The organism is Telluria beijingensis, from assembly GCF_030770395.1.
Taxonomy (GTDB): Bacteria; Pseudomonadota; Gammaproteobacteria; order Burkholderiales; family Burkholderiaceae_D; genus Telluria; species Telluria beijingensis.
The window spans coordinates 5,352,717-5,371,882 of the sequence record NZ_CP132480.1 but is presented as its reverse complement, the minus strand read 5'-3'; the positions used below and the strand labels follow the sequence as shown (position 1 = coordinate 5,371,882).

Genomic DNA, 19,166 nt, shown 5'->3' with positions numbered 1-19,166 from the left:
GCAGGTATGGCAGCAGGTTGGTGGACCGTATTGAAGACCGTCCCATGGAGCGACGTGATCAGCGCCGCGCCCCAGGTGGCGACCGGCGCGCGCCGTTTGTGGGACACGGTCAATCGCAAATCGGGCGCGGTGGACCCCGCGACCGGGCTCACGCCCGAGATGGCCGCCCAGGAAGACGATATCATCGGCCTGCTGATCGCCCGCGCCGAGCAGAACGATGCGGAGCTCACCGACCTGCGCAACCAGATGCGCTCGGCCTCCGAGCTGATCGCCAACCTGGCCGACCAGAACGCGCAACTGATCGCCAAGATCGACGTGCAGCGCCAGAAAATCACCTGGCTCGGCGTGACGGCCGGCCTGTCGGCGCTGCTGGCGGTGGTCGCCCTGGTGCTGGTGGCGGTGCGCACCTGAACCATGAAACTGGTACTGATCTGCGCGACCCTGTTCATTTTCATCTCGATGCTGCTGAACGGGGCGCGCCGGCGCGGCAAGCTCAATGACAGCGCCAACCGGGCCGTGACGGGCCTGGCCAATTCGATGCGCATCTTCGTGTTCGGCCTGCTGTTCTTCGTGGCCATCGTGTGCGTGGCGATGGCCTGGCATATGCTCGATTCGCCGGCCTGAGTCCGCCGTCGCGGCCGGCGACTATCTTGTCGCTTCCGCAAGTCCTGGAATTTCCGGTATGATTTGAATTGTTTCCTATATTCAACTTTTACCGATCCGTGAATCCAAGCAAACCAGAAACCCCAGGCAGCTTGCCGGCGCGGGTGCTCAACCTCGTCGATTGCGGCCTGATCGTGCTCGACCAGGATAGCCGCATCGTCGTCTGGAATGGCTGGCTGGTGCCGCGCTCTGGCCGCGGCGCAGCGCGGGTGCTGGGCCAGGCATTGACCGACGTCTTCCCCGGCCTGCGCGCTTCGCGGGTCGAGGCCGCGATCCTGGCGGCGCTGCTGGAAGGCACGGCCACCGGGCACGTCGCCTCGTCCGGCGACCGGACACCGTTCCCGCTGCGCGAGCCAGGCAGTTTCGATGGCGTATTGATCGACCAGGCGATCGCGGTCACGCCCTTCGACGAGGACGGCCGGCGCTTCTGCCTGGTCGAGATCCGCGACGTCAGCGGCACGGCGGTGCGCGAACGGCGCCTGCTGGAACATGCCGAATCGCTGCGCGCACGCTCCTATATCGATGGCCTGACCGGCATCGCCAACCGGCGCCATTTCGATGTCGCCCTCGAGCGCGAACTGCGGCGCGCACAGCGTGGCAGCGGCGCGCTGGCGCTGCTGCTGATAGACATCGATTCGTTCAAGGCCTATAACGACCACTTCGGCCACCAGCAGGGCGACAGCTGCCTGACCATGGTGGCGCAGGAACTGGCGGCCATGCTCAAGCGGCCGGCCGACCTGGCGGCGCGCTACGGCGGCGAAGAATTCGCCGCCGTGCTGCCCGACACCAAGCTCGAGCAGGCACGGGTATTGGCGGACCGCATCCGCGCCCACGTCGCCGGCCTGGGGCTGGCCCAGGCGCCCGCCGCCCACCATCCGCAGGTCACGCTCAGCATCGGCGTGGCGGCTTTCGAGCGCGAGCGCCTGAACGCACCGGAGGCCTTGATCGAGGCCGCCGACAAGGCCTTGTACGCGGCCAAGCGCGGCGGCCGCAATCGGGTAGTGGCCGACGGCGACGCGCCGGACGCCGCCTGACGCGTCAGGTCGGCAGCGGCATCTTCTCGATCAGCTTGTCGAGCGTGATCGGATAGTCGCGTACGCGCACCCCGGTGGCGTTGTAGATCGCATTGGCCACCGCGGCGCCGACCCCACAGATACCGAGTTCGCCGACGCCCTTGGCCTTCATCGGCGAGGACAGCTCGTCTTCTTCCTTCAAGAAGACGACTTCCTGGTGCAGGATATCGGCATGCACCGGCACCTCGTAGGTGGCGAGGTCGTGGTTGGCGAAGAAGCCGAGCCGCTTGTCGACCACCAGGTGTTCCATCAGGGCGGCGCCGACGCCCATCGTCATGGCCCCGATCACCTGGCTGCGCGCCTGCTTCGGGTTCAGGATGCGCCCGGCCGCGCACACCGCCAGCATGCGCCGCACCCGCACTTCGGCGGTGACCGGATCGACCGCCACTTCGACGAAGTGGGCGCCGAAGGTCGACAGCTGGTTCTTCTTGTCCAGGCCACCGCTGAATTCGATCGTGTCCTCGGCCACCAGTTCGCCGCCGCTGGCCGCCTGGGCCAGCGGCAGGTCGCGGCCTGCCGCACGCACCTTGCCGTCGACGAATTCGGCCTCGCTTTCCTTGACGCCCAGCTTGGCGGCGACCTGCTCGCGCAGTTTGGCGCAGGCGGCGTACACGCCCGAGGTCGAGCTGTTGGCGCCCCACTGGCCGCCGGAACCGGCGGAGGTCGGGAAGCTGGAGTCGCCGAGGCGCACCTCGACCCGGTCGAGCGGCACGCCCAGCATCTCGGCCGCGGTCTGGCCGATGATGGTGTAGCTGCCGGTGCCGATATCGGTCATGTCGGTTTCGACGACGACTTTGCCGTCGCCGGTGAGCCTGACCCGCGCGGCGGACTTCATCACCGGGCTGTTGCGGAAGGCCGAGGCCACGCCGTAGCCGACCAGCCAGCGGCCGTCGCGGGTCTGGCCAGGCTTCGGATTGCGCTTGTTCCAGCCGAATTTCTCGGCGCCCATGCGCATGCATTCGATGAAGCGGCGCTCCGAGAACGGACGGATCGGCTTCTCGGGATCGACCTTGGTGTCGTTCAGGATGCGGAACTGGACCGGGTCGATGTTCAGCTTCTCGGCCATCTCGTCGATCGCCACCTCGAGCGCCATCATGCCCGGCGCTTCGCCCGGCGCGCGCATCGCATTCCCTTCCGGCAGGTCGAGCATGGCGACGCGGGTCGTGGTCATGCGGTCGGCGCCGGCGTACAGCAGGCGGGTCTGCTGGGTCGCGACCTCGGAGCTGCCCTTGGGCAGGTTGCCGTTCCAGGACTCGTGGCCGATGGCGGCGATGCGGCCGTCGCGGCCGGCGCCGATGCGGATGCGCTGGATGGTGGCCGGACGGTGGGTGGTGTTATTGAAAATCAGGTGGCGGTGAAGAGCCACCTTGACCGGGCGCTTGGCGGCGCGTGCGCCGAGGGAGGCGAGCAGAGCGTCGGCGCGCAGGAACAGCTTGGAGCCGAAGCCGCCGCCGACATAGGGCGAGATCACGCGCACCTTGTCCTTCGGGATGCCGAGCGTCTTCGACAGGTCCTTGACGCACCATTCGACCATCTGGTTCGAGGTCCAGACCGTCAGCTTGTCGCCCTCCCAGGTGGCGGTGGTGGCATGCGGCTCCATCATCGCGTGCGACTGGTCCGGGGTGGTGTAGGTGGCGTCGAGTTTCACCGGCGCGGTGTCGAAGCCGCGCTGGAAGTTGCCGGCTTTCGAGTCCGGCGGGTCGGATTCCCAGGTCGGCTTGACCGCCTTGTCCTTTTCGGCGGCCAGGTCGAAGCGGCCTTTCTCCTCGACGTACTTGACGCGCACCAGGTGAGAGGCGGCGCGGGCCTGCTCGAAGGTCTCGGCGACGACCAGGGCGACGGCCTGGTGGTAGTGCTCGATGTTCGGGCCGGCCAGCAGGTGGGCGACGTTCATGTCGCCCTTGGCCAGCTTGCCGGCATTGGCGGCCGTGATCACGGCCAGCACGCCCGGCGCGCGGCGCGCGGCCTCGATCTCGACCGCGGCGATGCGGCCCTTGGCGATGCCGGATCCGACCACGAAGCCGTGGGCGGCGTTGGGCACTTCGCGATGGTGTTCGTAGGCGTAGGGCGCGGTGCCGGTGCACTTGAGCGGTCCGTCGATGCGGTCGAGCGGCTGGCCCACATAACGCTGGCGGTCGATGGGATTGGTGGTGGCTGCGGTAGTGAATTTCATGGGATCAGCCTTTCTTCGCTGCGCTCGAGGAGTTGGCCAATGCCTCGGCCAGGGTGCGCTGCACCAGGGCCACCTTGAAGGCATTGTCGTCGGTGGTGCGGGCGCCGGCCATCAGGCGGTCATGCACCGCCCTGGCGCCCTGCGTCATCTGGCGCTCGGCCTCTTCGACCCGCCACGGCTTGTGGGCCACGCCGCCGACCGCTACCCGGCCGCTGCCGTCGGGCAGGATGACGGTGGCGACCGACACTAGTGCAAAAGCATATGAGGCGCGGTCGCGCACCTTGCGGTAGGCGTGCACGCCGCCCAGCGGCTTCGGCAGCTTGACGGACAGGATCAGCTCTCCCGGTTCGAGCACGGTCTCGATGTGCGGCGTATTGCCGGGCAGGCGGTGGAAGTCGGCGATCGGGATGCTGCGCATGCTGCCGTCTGCCTTGACGGTTTCGACTTCGGCGTCGAGCAGGCGCATGGCGACGGCCATATCGCTCGGATGGGTGGCGATGCAGGCCTCGCTGGCGCCGACCACGGCGTGGTGGCGGGTGAAGCCACCGATCGCGGCGCAGCCGCTGCCCGGCTGGCGCTTGTTGCACTTCTGCGCCGTGTCATAGAAGTAGGGGCAGCGGGTGCGCTGCAGCAGGTTGCCGGACGTGGTCGCCTTGTTGCGCAACTGGGTCGAGGCGCCGGCCAGCAGGGCGCGTGACAGCACGGCGTAATCCTTGCGCACGCGCGCATCGGCCGCCAGGTCGGTGTTGCGCACCAGGGCGCCGACGCGCAGGCCGCCATCCTGCGTGGCTTCGATCTTGTCGAAGCCCAGGCCGTTGACGTCGACCAGGGTGGTCGGGGTCTCGATCTCGAGCTTCATCAGGTCGAGCAGGTTGGTGCCGCCGGCGATGAAGCGGGCGTTCGGCGTGCGGGCCACGAGCTGGGCGGCCTGGGCCGGCGAGCTGGCGCGTTGATAGGTGAATGCCTTCATGCCTTGACCCCTCCCACTTCGGCGATCGCATCGACGATATTCGAGTAGGCGCCACATCGACAGATATTGCCGCTCATGCGTTCGCGGATTTCTTCGACGGACAGCAATGGCCTGGCGTTCAGGTCGGCGGTCACGTGGCTCGGGATGCCCTGGCGGATTTCCTCGATCACGGACACGCTGGCACAGATCTGCCCGGGGGTACAGTAGCCGCACTGGTAGCCGTCATGCTTGATGAAGGCGGCCTGCATCGGGTGCAATTTTTCCGGCGTGCCGAGGCCTTCGATAGTGGTAATCTCGGCGCCTTCGTGCATCACGGCCAGCGACAGGCAGGAATTGATGCGGCGGCCATCCATGATGACGGTGCAGGCGCCGCACTGGCCCTGGTCGCAGCCTTTCTTGGAGCCGGTCAGGTGCAGGTGCTCGCGCAGGGCGTCGAGCAGGCTGGTGCGGGTGTCGAGCTGCAGGGTCACCTGCTTGCCGTTGACGGTGAAGGTGACGCCGGCGGTGACCGGCTCCGGAGTGGCGTTGGCGACCGTGGGTGCGGCCTGCTGCGCGCTCGCGCCCGGTACCGCCGCGGTCGAGACCGTGAGGGCGCCGGCGATCAACATGTCGCGCCGGGTAAGCTTGACGTCGCTGAGTGGGTCCATGCTGTGGCTTCCTTTACTTGGGTACGTTGTCCACGCCCATGCACGGCGTCAATACTGCGGCGCCGGCGGGTGCGGAAGGACTTGCGGGATTGTCAAAATGATTCTAAGTCAGGTGCCGGGAATGCCGCGTTCCCTTGAAACCTGAAGTTTGTGGATGGGCGTAAGTACTGGGCGCGCGCAGGCGGCGTTCGCGCCGTGTGAGCGCAGGGCGACGGCGCGGGTAAAGCCAGCCTGCGTCGAAGGAGTTGGGCCAGCTATTGCTGAAGGACGTAATCGCCCGGCGCCGGGGCCGCGCCCGGAATCGGCGCCGGTGGCGGTACGTGCTTGCCAGCATGGCGCGCCAGCCATTGGTCCCAGGCCGGCCACCAGCTGCCTTCCACCTGGGGCACGCGCGCCAGCCAGCGGTCCGGATCGACATACGGATCGTCGTGGCCGTGCACGGCCACCTGATAGCTGCGGTTGGCGCTGCCCGGCGGCGCGACCACGCCCGCATTGTGGCCGCCGCTGGTGAGGATGAAGGTGATCTCGGTATCGGTCAGCGGAATGATCTTGTACACCGAACGCCACGGCGCGACATGGTCGGTGAGCGTGCCCACCGCGCAGATCGGCACATCGATATCGCTCAGCGAGACCGGCCGGCCCCCGGCCAGGTAGCGCGAGCTGGCCAGGCTGTTACGCAGGAACAGGCGGTGCAGGTATTCGGAATGCATGCGGTAGGGCATGCGGGTGGCGTCGGCATTCCACGACATCAGGTCGGTCTCTTGCTCGGGCAGGTCGAGCAGGTAGTGGCGCAGGCGCCGCGACCAGATCAGGTCGTTGGAGCGCAAGAGCTGGAAGGCGCCGGCCATCTGGCGCGTGTCGAGATAGCCCTGCTGCCACATGGCCGCCTCCAGGAAGCTGACCTGGCTGTCGTCGATGAACAGCGACAGCTCGCCCGGTTCGGTAAAGTCGACCTGGGCCGCCAGCAGCGAGATGCTGGCCAGGCGCCGGTCGTGGTCGCGCGCCATCGCGGCGGCGGCAATCGCGAGCAGGGTGCCGCCCAGGCAATAGCCGGCCGCATTGACCTTGCTGGCGCCGGTCTGGGCCACGATGGCGTCGAGCGCGGCATGGATGCCCAGCTGGCGGTAGTCGTCCATCGTGAGGTCGCGGTCTTCGGCCTGCGGGTTCTTCCAGGACACCATATAGACGGTGTGGCCGCGCTCCACCAGGTAGCGCACCAGGGAATTTTGCGGCGACAGGTCGAGGATGTAGAACTTCATGATCCAGGCCGGCACGATCAGCAGCGGCACCTCGTGCACGGTGGGCCCGACCGGATCGTAGCGCAGCAACTCGACCAGCCGGTTCTGCATCACCACTTTGCCGGGCGTGATGGCGACCTCGTGGCCCGGCCGATAGCTGACCGTGCGCGGCTGGCCGACCAGCGGCCCCTGCACGTCACGCAAGGCGCGCATGGCGCCATTGGCCAGGTTCATGCCGCCGCTGGCCAGCACCGCCCGCTGCACGACGGGGTTGGTGGTCACGAAGTTGGACGGCGCCACGCAATCGAGCATCTGGCGCGCGACGAAGGTGACGACGTCGGCATGGTGCGGCGCGACCCCGCGCACGGTGGAGGTGGCGCGATGCCACCATTGCTGGCTCAGCAGGAAACCCTGGCTGAGCTGGTGCCAGGGCCAGGCATCCCAGGCCGGGTCGCTGAAGCGCTTGTCCTGGGCCAGCGGCCGCACCGGATCGGCCGCATCGCTGGCCGGCGTGGAAATGTACTGCAGCCAGCGCTGCCAGCCGAGGCCGGCGTCGGTCGCCAGTTCGTGCTGCTTGTCGGGCGACATCATGAGGTGGCAGGCCCAGTCGAACCAGGCCATGCCGAGCGCCGCCGGCGACAGGTTGCCGGTGATGCGCCCGAGCCAGGCCCACAGTATCAGGTCGGCATGGACCTGGCCGCCGCCGGCGACGCGGGCATGGCGGTGGGTGCCGCCGAGCCATGCGCTGCCTTCCAGGCGGCGGGTGCTGCCGGCGGCGTCGGGGCGGGTGTCGGGGGCCATGTCGGATATCCGCCGTAAGGATGGGTTCGATGGGTGCGCTCAGTGTGCGATGAGCAGCGGCGTGGCGCTGCCGGCCAGCAGCGCGCGGGTGACGCCGCCGAGCACGAACTCGCGGTAGCGGCTATGGCCGAAAGCGCCTGTCACCAGCAGGCCGGCGCCATGCTCGCCCGCCACCTTGAGCAGCGCTTCGCCAGTGCTGGCGCGCGTGGTCTCGACGACGACGTCGACCCGGACCCCGTGGCGCGCCAGGTGCAGCGCCATGTCGGCGCCCGGTTCTTCGCCATGCATCTCGGCCATTGCCCCGGGATTGACCAGCGCGAGCTTGACGGCATCGGCCTGGCGCAGCAGGGGCAGCGCGGCGGAAATCGCACGGATGGCCTGCATGCTGCCATCCCAGCCGACGACGGCGGTGCCGGGCAGGACCTTGCCCTGCCAGCCGGGCGGCACCACCAGCACCGGCCGCGCGCCGTGCAGCGCGATGTACTCGGGCAAGCCGCGCGCCTGGGCCGGGATGCCGGGCACGGCGATGGGCTCGGCGTCGCGGCTGACGATCACCAGGTCGGCGTAGCGCGATTCGAGCAGCAGGGCATAGCGCGCATCGTCCTCGAGCATGCGGGTCTCGTAGCTGTTCACGCCCTGGCGCTGGACTGCAGTGCCGAATTCGTCCAGGCGCGCCGCGACCGCCTCGCGCACGCCATTGAAGTCGGCCTCGGGCATCATCGGCGCGCCCATCGAGCCGACCAGCAGCGAATAGTCGAACCAGGAAATGCCGGTGGCGGCGCTGCCGACGAGGTGGGCGTCGAAGGCATTGGCCAGCAGCGCGCCGGCGCGCAGGCGGGCTTCTTGTTCGGGACTGCCGTCGACATGAACCACGATGGTCTTGTACATGCTCGTTCCTTTCTTTTCGGTAAAAGTGGACGCGTGCGGATGGGCGGGATGAGCCTTATCCACTTCGATCATCCGAAGTCGACTTTATTCCCGGATTTGCCGTGTGTCAGGAACGTGGTTGATGTGAATCAAAAAAGGAAAAAAAAACAGAAACGGCGAGGACAGGGGTTGTCTTGACTGCGTACGACTACTCTGACGCAAGGACGCGGTAACAATTACCCCTTTTGGGCCTTGTGACTGCATGGGACGGCCGCATACTAGTGTCATTACCGGCGACGACGTGGTCGGTTCTCTTGTGTCTCCATCTCGGCTCTGCCGAGGACTTGGCCGTTGCCTACTTCGTGTGGCAACGGCCTTTTTTTGGGGGGGAGGGGAAACTTATTGACGCCGACGCCATCCCGTATGATGGGCGCTGCTCGGGAAGGGTTTTTGCCGTCCAGCCGTGGCATGCGCTGTGATATCGCGTGTGCGATTAAACGCGTGGGCGGTACAGGTGTCTAACCTACGACGCAGGCTGAATGAATGGCATGCAGATCAGTGGCTTTGATGGCGCTACTTGAGACAATTCACTTGCCCAAATTCGCAAAACCACTGGTGCCCGGAGCCGGAATCGAACCGGCACGCCATTTCTGGCAGCAGATTTTAAGTCTGCGGTGTCTACCAGTTTCACCATCCGGGCAACGCCGGAGATTCTAGCACAAGCGTGCTCGAATCGGAGCAGTTCGGCAACTTTATCCTCCTGATAAGCACGTCCGGCGGCATGAATGCCCGCGCTCCAGTCCCCAGCTAACACTTGCATCTTTGGAACACTCGGCAGGATGGTGTAGCATGCCATCCGACGCGCACCCACCGGCGCCCGCAAGCAAGACTAGCAAGGACAAGAATTGAACATCACGATCAACGACGAACTGCGGTCCTTCGTCGACCCGCTCACCGATATCGAATACGCCGCCCTGGAGCGCAGCCTGCTGGCCGAAGGCTGCCGCGACGCGCTGGTCCTGTGGCGCGATACGCTGATCGACGGCCATAACCGCTACGAGATTTGCCAGAAGCACGGCATTCCCTTCCGCACCGTCCACAACAACAACTTCGCCTCGCTCGAGGACGTCATGCTGTGGATGATCGACAACCACCTGGCGCGCCGCAGCGTATCGGATTTCCAGCGCGGCGTGCTCGCCCTGCGCAAGAAGGAACTGGTCGCCGCGCGCGTGGCCGAACTGCCGCCGCAGGAAGAGGGCGACAAGAACGCGCCAGCCGACGACGGCTCGCCGCCCTGGAGCACGCGCGAAGACGTGGCGCGCGCCGCCCGCGTCTCGAGCAATACCATCAGCCAGATCGAACGCATCCAGAAGGCCGCCACGCCGCAGCTGCGCGAGGCGGTGCGTATTGGCGCCATCTCGATCAATGCCGCCGCCAACGTGGCGCAGCTGCCCGAAGAGCAGCAGATCGCCGCCGTCGCCGGTGGCCGCAAGGAATTGCAGCAGGCAGCGCGCCAGGTGCGCGAGCAGAAACAGGCTGCCCGTCCGCGCAAGGAAAAGGTCGAGCTCGACCCGGAAGACGAGCTGGCTGCTCTGCGCAAGGAAGTGGCGGCATTGAAAGACCGTATGGCGACCTTGCTCAACGATAACCAGCGGCTCAAGCAGCGCCTGGCCAATGCCGGCCTGGACGACGAATAACCCGACCTGAAGGAACACCCGATGCCCCTGCCACGCTTGCTCACGCCCGTCCTGCTCGGCGCCCTCGTGGGCGCGACAGCCGCACCGACGCTCGCCGTCGCGCAAGCAAAAGCGCCGGTCAATGCCGCGCCTGCCGCGCAGGCCTTCAGCGCCGCCGACGTCGCGCGCTGGAAGGCGAGCGCCCAGCGGGTGACGATCCTGCGCGACAAATGGGGCATCCCGCACATCTATGGACAGACCGATGCCGACACCGTGTTCGGCATGCTGTATGCCCAGGCCGAGGACGATTTCAATCGCATCGAGCTCAACTACATCAATGCGATGGGACGGCTGGCCGAGGTCGAGGGCGAGAAAGAGATCTGGCGCGACCTGCGCATGAAGATGTACATCCGGCCGGACGATATGCAGGCCAAGTATGCCGCCAGCCCGGCCTGGCTGAAGAATTTGATGAACGCCTTCGCCGATGGCCTCAACTATTACCTGCATACGCACCCCGAGGTGAAGCCGAAGCTGCTGACCCGCTTCGAGCCATGGATGGCCCTGACGTTCAGCGAGGGCAGCATCGGCGGCGACATCGAGTCGATCGACCTGAAGGACCTGGAACGCTTCTACGGCAAGCGTCCCGTGGTCGCCCAGCTGGACGCCAGGGGCTTCGATCCGGAGCCGCGCGGCTCGAACGGCTTCGCCATCGCCCCCAGGCGCTCGGCCAACGGCCATGCGCTGTTGATGATCAACCCGCATACCTCATTCTATTTCCGGCCGGAAGTGCACATGGTCAGCGAAGAAGGCTTGAATGCCTATGGCGCCGTGACCTGGGGCCAGTTCTTCATCTACCAGGGATTCAACGACAAGCTGGGCTGGATGCACACCTCGGGCGGCGGCGACGTGATCGACGAATACCTCGAGACCGTGGTCGAGCGCGACGGCGAGTTCTTCTACAAGTATGGCAAGCACGAAGGCCGGATGCGCACCGCGCAGATCAACCTGCCGTACAAGATGCCGAATGGAAGGATGGCCAGCCGCACCGTCACCGCCTACTTCACCCACCACGGCCCGGTCGTGCGCCAGGAGGGCGATAAATGGGTGTCGGTCAAGATGATGGACGATCCGCTCAATGCGCTGACCCAGTCCTATACCCGGACCAAGGCACGCGACTACAACGCTTTCTACAAGGCGATGGAACTGCGCACCAATTCTTCGAACAACACGGTGTATGCCGATGCCCAGGGCAATATCGCCTACTTCCACGGCAATTTCATCCCTAAGCGCGATCCGCGTTTCGACTGGACCAAGCCGGTGGATGGCAGCAATCCGGCCACCGAGTGGCAGGGTCTGCACGAGATCAAGGAAACGATCACCTTGCTGAACCCGGCGAGCGGCTACATCTCCAATACCAATAACTGGCCTTGTAATGCGGCCGGCGCCGGCAGCAGCCCCAAATGCGCCAACTACCCCGCCTATATGTGGTCGCTGCCCGAGAACGCGCGCGGCCGCAATGCCGAGCGCGTGTTCAAGGACGCGAAAGGGCTCGATATCGACGGCCTCATCGCGGCGTCCTACGATACGCGCCTGGCCGCCTTCGAGCCGCTGGTGCCGGCTCTCGTCGCCGACCACGGCGCCCTGCACGAGAGCGACCCGCGCAAGGAGGGGCTGGCCGAGCAGGTCGCCGTGCTGCGCGACTGGAACCTGCGCTATGCGATCGATTCGGTACCGACTTCGCTGGCGGTGTATTGGGGGCAAGAAATGGTAGCGGAGCACGGCGCGCGTGCGCGCGCGGAAAGCATCCCGGCGGTCGACTATATCTCTACTCGCTTGAGCCCGGCCGACCGGCTCGATGCGCTGGCGCGCGCATCGAATCGGCTGCAGGCCGATTTCGGCAACTGGCGCACGCCGTGGGGCGAGATCAACCGCTTCCAGCGCCTCTCCGGCGACCTCGACGCGCAGTATGACGACAGCAAGCCGAGCCTGCCGGTGGCGTTTGCTTCGGCCAACTGGGGTTCGCTGGCCTCGTTTGGCATGTCGGCCAAGCAAAAGACCAAGCGCATCTATGGCGATCGGGGCAACAGCTTCGTGGCGGCGGTCGAGTTCGGTCCGCGCATCAAGGCCAAGAGCATCCTGGCCGGCGGCCAGAGCGGCGATCCGCGCTCGCCGCACTTCACCGACCAGGCCGCGATGTATGCGCGCGGCGAGTTCAAGGACGTGCTGTTCTACAAGGAAGATATCGAGCGCAATCTGGAACGCAAATACCATCCGGGCCAGTAGGTCTAGCGTCGACCGTCGAAAGGACTGCGTGGAACTGAGCGAAAAGCAAAAGATGTTGGCCGGCATGCCGTACCACGCCAGCGATCCCGAGTTGCGCGCCGAGCAGAACGCGACGGCGACCTGGCTGGCGCGCTACAACGCGGCGTTGGGCGATCCGGCCAGCTGGCAAGCCCTGCTGGGCGAACGGATTGCGCGCGCGGGGCAGGGCGCGACCGTGCGTCCGCCTTTCCACTGCGACTACGGCTGGCACATCACGCTGGGCGCGCGCGTTTTCGTCAATTTCGACTGCGTCTTCCTCGACGTGGCGCCGATCGTCATCGGCGACGATTGCCGCATCGGCCCGGGCGTGCACATCTATACAGCCGACCACCCGCGCGACCCGGCGCTGCGCCGCGCCGGCTTCGAATCCGGGCGGCCAGTCACCATCGGGCGCAATGTCTGGATCGGTGGCGGCGCCATCATTCTGGCGGGTGTGACGATCGGCGACGACGCCATCGTCGGCGCCGGCAGCGTGGTGACCCATGACGTGGCGCCCGGCGCCCAGGTCGCGGGCAATCCGGCGCAGCCGATTTCCAGCTGATCCACCACGCTGCGCGGGTGACCGCGGTGCTGCGGGAGTGGTCTTGACACTGGCCGCGGCTATTGCCCGCTTGCTATAATCGCAGCTTCGCATCAAAGGATAGCAAGGCAGGACAGGGCAGTGGCCAAACTCTATTTCAGGTACTCGGCGATGAACGCCGGCAAATCGACCGCCCTGCTGCAGGTCGCCCATAACTACGAAGAGCAGGGCCAGCAGGTCAAGCTCTACACGGCGGCCATCGACAACCGCTACGGCGTTGGCCTGATCACCTCGCGCCTGGGCGCCCAGCGCAGCGCCGAAGTCTTCGATGCCGACACCAATTTCCTCGAACAAGTATCGGGCGTGGCCTGCCTGCTGGTGGACGAATCGCAATTTCTTACCAGCGCCCAGGTGAGCCAGCTGCACCAGCTGGCCCAGGTGCGCGGCGTGCCGGTGATCTGCTATGGCTTGCGCAGCGATTTTCGGGGCGAACCTTTCCCCGGCTCGGCCTACCTGTTGGCGCTGGCCGACGACATCGAGGAAATCAAGAATATTTGCACCTGCGGCAAGAAGGCGACCATGAATATCCGCGTCGACGAACAGGGCCGGCGCATCCGCGAAGGTGAGCAGGTCAGTATCGGCGGTAACGAGAGCTACCGCCAGGCTTGCGGCCGCTGCTTCTACTCGGCCTGAATCCGCCATGAGCTTCGGCTGCGGCGCCTGGCTTCCTGTCGCGGCCTGCGGCGCGGCCGTGCCCGCGCTCGACATCTTTCTTTATCTGATCCCGTCGGCGGCGCTGGCCGTACTGCTGTGGATCGCCTCCAGCGCCCATCCCGTCTTCTTCGTGTTCACCGCGGCAGGCACCCTGTGCCACGAACTGGCCCATTTCTCGGTCGGCCTGCTGACCAATGCCGAGCCCATCGGCATGAGTGTGTTTCCGCGCCGCATCAAGCGACCGAAAGGCGGCCATAATTGGGAGCTTGGCTCGGTCACCTTCGCCAACCTGCGCTGGTATAACGCGGCCCCGGCCGCGCTGGCGCCGCTGCTGGTGCTGCTGGTGCCGCTCGGCGTGGCCTGGTGGCGCACCCGCGGCGGCTGGACCTTCGAGCCGGTCGACCTGGCCATCATGTTCTTCCTGGCGCCCCAATTCCTGTCGTTCTGGCCATCGCCGGTCGACTGGAAGCTGGCGGCCCGCTCCTGGCCGTGGGCGCCGCTGCTGGCGCTGGCCGCGGCCGGCTGGTATTTCGAAGATGCGGCGCTGGCTCTTATCAAGGCATAAATACTTGTCCAAAAATCGCTTACGACACGCTTAATTCCGGGCGAATCCGGCGCTTCAAACGGGACAAGCTGCCTCTGGCGGGTGGTTCTATCCTGTAGAATGGACCGCAAAGCGCGGTATGGCTGGCTTAACGATCCTTGGTCATGCCGCAGTCCGCAAGGAATCCCGTTCGGAGAATCGCAGAATGAAGAAGCACGTGCTCATCGCCGCCCTGGCATTTGCCATGTCGGCCCATGTGGTGACCGCGCAGCCCGAGAAATCGGCTGCCATCGCAACGCCGCCGGCGCCCGCCAAGTCCGCCGATTCTGCCAAAAAGGCCGCGCCGGCGCCCGGCTCGCTCGAGATGAAGCCGATCGCCGCCCAGACCCAGGCCGCCCTGTGGGCCTCGCGCGTGCTGGGCCGCTATCACTACAGCCCGACCCCGCTCGACGATGCGATGTCGGTCAAGATCTTCGACAATTATTTCGATGGCCTCGACGGCGAGAAGCTGTACTTCGTACAAGCCGACCTCGACCATTTCGCCGGCCTGCGCACCAAGATGGACGACGCCATCAACAACGAAGACCTGACCGCGCCGTTCGCCATCTACAACCTGTACCAGAAGCGCTTCGCCGAACGCATGGCCTATGCGCGCGGCCTGCTCAAGACCACCTTCGACTTCACTACCGAAGAAACCATGGAGCTGGACCGCGAGAAGGCGGCCTGGGCCAAGGATGAAGACGAAATCCGCGACCTGTGGCGCAAGCGCGTCAAGAATGACTGGCTGCGCCTCAAGCTGGCCGGCAAGGACGACAAATCGATCCGCGAGACGCTCGATAAACGCTACGACAACTACGTCAATCGCATCCGCAAGCTGAACAACGAGGACGTGTTCCAGATGTTCATGAACGCCTATGCCACCGCGATCGAGCCTCACACCAACTACCTCGGCCCGCGCTCGGCCGACAACTTCGACATCGCCATGCGCCTGTCGCTCGAAGGCATCGGCTGCGTGCTGCAGTCGCGCGACGACTACACCATCATCCGCGAAATCGTGCCCGGCAGCCCGGCCGACAAGTCGGGCAAGCTGAAGGTGGGCGACCGCATCGTCGGCGTGGCCCAGGGCGACAAACCGTTCGTGGACGTGCTCGGCTGGCGCCTGGACGACGTAGTGGCGCTGGTGCGCGGCGAGAAAGGCTCGACCGTGCGCCTCGACGTGATCCCGGGCGCCGGCGGCGTCGACGCCAAGCACGTCACGGTGACGATGGTGCGCCACAAGATCAGCATGGAAGAGCAGGCCGCCAAGAAGTCGATCATCAAGGTCAACGAAGGCGGCGTCGAGCGCCGCATCGGTGTGATCGCGCTGCCGACCTTCTATCAGGACTTCGAAGCGCGCCGCAAGGGCGACCGCGATTTCCGCAGCGCAACCCGCGACGTCGAGCGCATCCTGGTCGAACTCAAGAAAGAGAAGGTCGACAATGTCTTGATCGACTTGCGCAATAATGGTGGCGGCTCGCTGACCGAGGCCGTCGAACTCACCGGCCTGTTCATCGACAAGGGCCCGGTCGTGATGCAGCGCACCGCCGAAGGCCGGGTCGAAGTGGAAAGCGATACCAAGCCGGGCCTGGCCTGGGACGGTCCGATGGGCGTCCTGATCAACCGCGGTTCGGCGTCGGCGTCCGAGATCTTCGCGGCGGCGATCCAGGATTATGGCCGCGGCCTGGTGATCGGCGAGCCGAGTTTCGGCAAGGGCACGGTCCAGACCCTGATCGACCTCGACCGCTTTGCGCCGAACGAAAAAATGCGCTACGGCGAACTCAAGATGACCATCGCCCAGTTCTTCCGCATCAATGGCGGCACCACCCAGCTGCGCGGCGTGACGCCCGACATCAAGCTGCCGGTGCTGACCGACCTGGATACCTTCGGCGAATCGTCGTATGACAATGCGCTGCCGTGGGTGGCGATCAAGCCGGCGCAGTACATGCCGCTGGGCGACCTGAAGGAGCTGGTCGCGCCGTTGCAACAGCGCCATGAGGCACGCATTGCCGGCGACAAGGACTTCCAGTTCCTGCAAGAAGACATCAATGAAGTCCGCAAGCTGCGCAAGGAAAACGTGATCTCGCTGAACGAAACCGTGCGCCGCAAGGAGCGCGATGCCCAGGATGCGCGTTCCAAGATGCGTGAAGCGCGTCTGGCAGGCACGTCGCTGACGCCAGACGAGCAGGCGAGCGGTCCTGGCAGTCTGGAGAAGCGCTCGGCAGAGCCGGATCCGACCAAGAAGGAGACGGCGGTGGTGGCCCTGCGCGGCACCCCGCGCCAGGACGATGGACTGCAGGGCGACGAGCGCGATCTTCAGGCAGAACTGGCGGCCGAGAAGGCGGCCAAGGATGCCAAGGATGTGATGCTGCAAGAGGCGGCGAACATCCTGGCGGACGAGGTCGGCATGCTCAAGACCGATACCCGGATGGCGTCGCGCGTGATGCCGTACATGACGGGTGTCGCCGGCAAATAAAGGCAAGTGACTGGCAGGGTGCGGCAACGGTCCGCACCTTGAGACGAGAGGCCGCACCAGCGATGGTGCGGCCTTTTTTCATACGCGAGACCTCACGAAAACGGACACTGGCAAAGTTGTCAGGTTGATCCCTGAATCCCCGTGCCTCTTTCAAAAGTCTCTATTCCATCCTCTTCGAGTGGCGTGAAATAAATATGCCAGAAATGATGAAACGGTGATATCTATAGGCTAATACTCAGCAGTAATTACGCATGCACGGTTTGATGTTGGCCAAAATCTAAGGTTTTTGCTTTGTGGTAGGATGAGTCCGTGGTTGTAAAAACAATAATCTTTACTTTCCTTAGGAGTTATCCTCATGTCAATTCGCCACCTCGTTGTTGCAGGGCTTTTGGCAAGCGCCGGCGCCGCCCAGGCGGACGTCGTATCCACGACCGGCTTCCAGAATGGATGGACTGCCGGTAATGGCAGCAGTGTGATCGGGTCCGGCGTGCTGGGCAACGATGTCAGCCTGGTCGGCGGCATCGCGCACAGCGCCAACGGCGACCTGTCGAGCGCGCTGATCGGCAAGGCCAGCGCCAGCCTGTCGTCGGCCGATGCCCAGAAGCTGTTCGTCCAGCAAGGTATCGACGCAGATTATGTGCTGAGCGCCGGCAACGGCCTGCTGGCCGCCCGCTATGGCAATTCGGTCTCGGTCATCAACGATGGCGACGGCGTCAAGATCGTGCCTGGCCAGACCGGCGGCGGCAATGCCACGGCGCCGGGCGCGCCTGCGGGCGAAGCGCCTGCCAGCGGCGGTGGCGGCGGCGGCAGTGGCGCGGCCCCGGGTGGCGGCAATGCCGCCCCAGGCACCGGCACCACCACGCCAGGCAGCGGCAACGCCGGCGGCGGCAATGGCAGCGGCCCGGCCGCCCCAGGTTCGGGCAGCGATGCCGGCGGCGGCGAAGTCATCGTGCCGGGTCCGGGCGACGAGCCGATCTTCCAGCTGCCGGTGCAGGACGAAGTCGGTGCGCTGCCCGACGAAATCAACGCGGTGCCGGAACCGGGCACGATCGCGCTGATGCTGGCAGGCCTGATGGGCGCCGGCGCCTTCTCGCGCCGCCGCAACGGCAAGCAATAAGCGCCGCGCGCCCGGCCACGCCGGGTGCGGCACCGCGCCGCCGACCATTGGCGGTGCGGCCGATTCGGGTACAATCCTTGTGAACGATCGTGCTATTCATGACGACGATAACAAGGAGACCGCATGGACCTGCTTTACTCCGACGCCGACCTGGCCTTCCGCGACCAGGTTCGCGCCTTCCTCGCTTCGACGCTCCCGCCTGAACTCCAGCACAAGGTCCGCCAGCATCTGCGCCTGCAGCGCGACGACTACGTCCGCTGGCACCGCATCCTGGCCGCCCAGGGCTGGGCCGCGCCCGGCTGGCCGGTCGAGTACGGCGGCCCCGGCTGGACGCCGGTGCAGCGCCACATCTTCGACGAAGAATGCGCGCTGGCGGGCGCGCCGCAGGTGCTGCCGTTCGGCGTCAATATGGTGGCGCCCGTGATCATGGCCTTCGGCAGCCAGCAGCAAAAGGAATACTACCTGCCGCGCATCCTGGCCTGCGAGGACTGGTGGTGCCAGGGCTATTCCGAACCTGGCGCCGGTTCTGACCTGGCCTCGCTCAAGACCAGCGCCCGCCGCGCGACCGACGCCGACGGCGAGCACTATATCGTCAACGGCCAGAAGACCTGGACGACGCTGGCCCAGCATGCCGACATGATCTTCTGCCTGGTGCGCACCGACCCCGGCGTGCGCAAGCAGGAGGGCATTTCCTTCCTGCTGATCGACATGCGCAGCCCCGGCGTCACGGTGCGCCCGATCGCGATGCTCGACGAAGAGCATGAAGTCAATGAAGTCTTCTTCGACGACGTGCGGGTGCCGGCCGCCAATCTGGTGGGCCAGGAAAACCGCGGCTGGACCTATGCCAAGTACCTCCTTGGCCACGAGCGCACCGGCATCGCCGCCGTTGGCCGCTCAAAGCGCGAACTGGCCTTCGTCAAGCGGCTGGCGCTGCGCGAACGCAAGCGCGGCCGGCCGCTGCTCGACGATCCGCTGTTCGGCGCGAAGGTGGCGGCGCTCGAGATCGAACTGATGGCCCTCGAGATGACGGTGCTGCGGGTGCTGGCGCGGGGCGAGGCCGCGCCCGGCCCCGAGGCTTCGATGCTCAAGATCAAGGGCACCGAGATCCAGCAGGCGCTCACCGAATTGATGCTCGACGCGGCCGGTCCGCAGGCGCTGCCCTTCGATCCGGCCTACCTCGATGGCGCGCGCCAACACGCGCTGGCGGGCGACGACGATGCGGCGCCGCTCGCAAGCTATTACTTCAACTACCGCAAGACGTCGATCTATGGCGGATCGAACGAAATCCAACGCAATATCATCGCCCAGATGATGCTGGGACTGTGAGGA

The 19,166-nt window shown here is 65.8% G+C and carries 16 protein-coding genes and 1 tRNA gene; 11 read left to right on the top strand and 6 right to left on the bottom strand.

The features are described from left to right. Positions 1-6: 6 nt before the first annotated feature. The 3 genes from Q9246_RS23665 (at position 7) to Q9246_RS23655 (ending at position 1,697) form a co-directional block, all read left to right on the top strand. The gene (locus Q9246_RS23665; RefSeq protein ID WP_306393576.1) at positions 7-411 is read left to right on the top strand and encodes a hypothetical protein; all 405 of its coding nucleotides are present in this window, start codon (positions 7-9) and stop codon (positions 409-411) included. Positions 412-414: 3 nt separating this feature from the next. Next, positions 415-624: a hypothetical protein gene (locus Q9246_RS23660; RefSeq protein ID WP_306393574.1), complete on the top strand. Its 210-nt coding sequence runs from the start codon at positions 415-417 to the stop codon at positions 622-624. 98 nt (positions 625-722) lie between these two features. Beyond that, a complete protein-coding gene (locus Q9246_RS23655; RefSeq protein WP_306393573.1) occupies positions 723-1,697 on the top strand; it encodes a sensor domain-containing diguanylate cyclase in 975 nt (324 codons plus the stop codon). 4 nt (positions 1,698-1,701) lie between these two features. On the opposite strand, the gene paoC is transcribed toward Q9246_RS23655, so the two are convergent. From paoC to Q9246_RS23625, 6 genes are all read right to left on the bottom strand, one after another. Further along, positions 1,702-3,909 carry an aldehyde oxidoreductase molybdenum-binding subunit PaoC gene (gene paoC / locus Q9246_RS23650; RefSeq protein ID WP_306393572.1) on the bottom strand — a complete coding sequence of 736 codons (2,208 nt, stop codon included), beginning with the start codon at positions 3,907-3,909 and terminating at the stop codon, positions 1,702-1,704. 4 nt (positions 3,910-3,913) lie between these two features. Next, on the bottom strand, positions 3,914-4,879 hold the full coding sequence (locus Q9246_RS23645; protein ID WP_306393571.1) for an FAD binding domain-containing protein: 966 nt from the start codon (positions 4,877-4,879) through the stop codon (positions 3,914-3,916). Continuing rightward, entirely contained in the window at positions 4,876-5,526 is a 651-nt protein-coding gene (gene paoA, locus Q9246_RS23640; protein ID WP_306393569.1) for an aldehyde dehydrogenase iron-sulfur subunit PaoA, read from the bottom strand. The genes Q9246_RS23645 and paoA overlap by 4 nt, the downstream gene beginning before the upstream one ends. 254 nt (positions 5,527-5,780) lie before the next feature. Further along, positions 5,781-7,565 (bottom strand): PHA/PHB synthase family protein, encoded by a 1,785-nt coding sequence (locus Q9246_RS23635; RefSeq protein ID WP_306393566.1) that lies wholly within the window; start codon positions 7,563-7,565, stop codon positions 5,781-5,783. Positions 7,566-7,604: 39 nt separating this feature from the next. After that, the gene (locus Q9246_RS23630) at positions 7,605-8,453 is read right to left on the bottom strand and encodes a universal stress protein (RefSeq protein WP_306393563.1); all 849 of its coding nucleotides are present in this window, start codon (positions 8,451-8,453) and stop codon (positions 7,605-7,607) included. A gap of 592 nt (positions 8,454-9,045) precedes the next feature. Then, a tRNA-Leu gene (locus Q9246_RS23625) sits at positions 9,046-9,132 on the bottom strand. Positions 9,133-9,337: 205 nt separating this feature from the next. Between Q9246_RS23625 and Q9246_RS23620 the strand changes: the two genes are divergently transcribed. From Q9246_RS23620 to Q9246_RS23585, 8 genes are all read left to right on the top strand, one after another. Continuing rightward, a complete protein-coding gene (locus Q9246_RS23620) occupies positions 9,338-10,129 on the top strand; it encodes a ParB N-terminal domain-containing protein (protein WP_306393561.1) in 792 nt (263 codons plus the stop codon). Positions 10,130-10,150: 21 nt separating this feature from the next. Then, positions 10,151-12,391 (top strand): penicillin acylase family protein, encoded by a 2,241-nt coding sequence (locus tag Q9246_RS23615; protein ID WP_306393559.1) that lies wholly within the window; start codon positions 10,151-10,153, stop codon positions 12,389-12,391. A gap of 28 nt (positions 12,392-12,419) precedes the next feature. After that, entirely contained in the window at positions 12,420-12,971 is a 552-nt protein-coding gene (locus Q9246_RS23610) for a sugar O-acetyltransferase (protein ID WP_422802339.1), read from the top strand. Positions 12,972-13,091: 120 nt separating this feature from the next. After that, on the top strand, positions 13,092-13,643 hold the full coding sequence (locus Q9246_RS23605) for a thymidine kinase (RefSeq protein WP_306393558.1): 552 nt from the start codon (positions 13,092-13,094) through the stop codon (positions 13,641-13,643). A gap of 7 nt (positions 13,644-13,650) precedes the next feature. Then, on the top strand, positions 13,651-14,229 hold the full coding sequence (locus tag Q9246_RS23600) for a hypothetical protein (RefSeq protein WP_306393556.1): 579 nt from the start codon (positions 13,651-13,653) through the stop codon (positions 14,227-14,229). A gap of 184 nt (positions 14,230-14,413) precedes the next feature. Further along, complete coding sequence (locus Q9246_RS23595; RefSeq protein ID WP_306393555.1) at positions 14,414-16,720, top strand: carboxy terminal-processing peptidase; 2,307 nt, start codon at positions 14,414-14,416, stop codon at positions 16,718-16,720. Between the two features lie 355 nt (positions 16,721-17,075). After that, complete coding sequence (locus Q9246_RS23590; RefSeq protein ID WP_306393554.1) at positions 17,076-17,837, top strand: PEP-CTERM sorting domain-containing protein; 762 nt, start codon at positions 17,076-17,078, stop codon at positions 17,835-17,837. A 123-nt stretch (positions 17,838-17,960) separates the two neighbouring features. After that, the gene (locus Q9246_RS23585; protein WP_306393553.1) at positions 17,961-19,163 is read left to right on the top strand and encodes an acyl-CoA dehydrogenase family protein; all 1,203 of its coding nucleotides are present in this window, start codon (positions 17,961-17,963) and stop codon (positions 19,161-19,163) included. Positions 19,164-19,166: the final 3 nt, after the last annotated feature.

Coding starts and splice junctions, on each gene's coding strand:
- Q9246_RS23665 (WP_306393576.1), top strand. CDS start 7: ATGGCAGCAGGTTGGTGGACCGTATTGAAGACCGTCCCATGGAGCGAC.
- Q9246_RS23660 (WP_306393574.1), top strand. CDS start 415: ATGAAACTGGTACTGATCTGCGCGACCCTGTTCATTTTCATCTCGATG.
- paoC (WP_306393572.1), bottom strand. CDS start 3,909: ATGAAATTCACTACCGCAGCCACCACCAATCCCATCGACCGCCAGCGT.
- Q9246_RS23645 (WP_306393571.1), bottom strand. CDS start 4,879: ATGAAGGCATTCACCTATCAACGCGCCAGCTCGCCGGCCCAGGCCGCC.
- paoA (WP_306393569.1), bottom strand. CDS start 5,526: ATGGACCCACTCAGCGACGTCAAGCTTACCCGGCGCGACATGTTGATC.
- Q9246_RS23635 (WP_306393566.1), bottom strand. CDS start 7,565: ATGGCCCCCGACACCCGCCCCGACGCCGCCGGCAGCACCCGCCGCCTG.
- Q9246_RS23630 (WP_306393563.1), bottom strand. CDS start 8,453: ATGTACAAGACCATCGTGGTTCATGTCGACGGCAGTCCCGAACAAGAA.
- Q9246_RS23615 (WP_306393559.1), top strand. CDS start 10,151: ATGCCCCTGCCACGCTTGCTCACGCCCGTCCTGCTCGGCGCCCTCGTG.
- Q9246_RS23600 (WP_306393556.1), top strand. CDS start 13,651: ATGAGCTTCGGCTGCGGCGCCTGGCTTCCTGTCGCGGCCTGCGGCGCG.
- Q9246_RS23595 (WP_306393555.1), top strand. CDS start 14,414: ATGAAGAAGCACGTGCTCATCGCCGCCCTGGCATTTGCCATGTCGGCC.
- Q9246_RS23590 (WP_306393554.1), top strand. CDS start 17,076: ATGTCAATTCGCCACCTCGTTGTTGCAGGGCTTTTGGCAAGCGCCGGC.
- Q9246_RS23585 (WP_306393553.1), top strand. CDS start 17,961: ATGGACCTGCTTTACTCCGACGCCGACCTGGCCTTCCGCGACCAGGTT.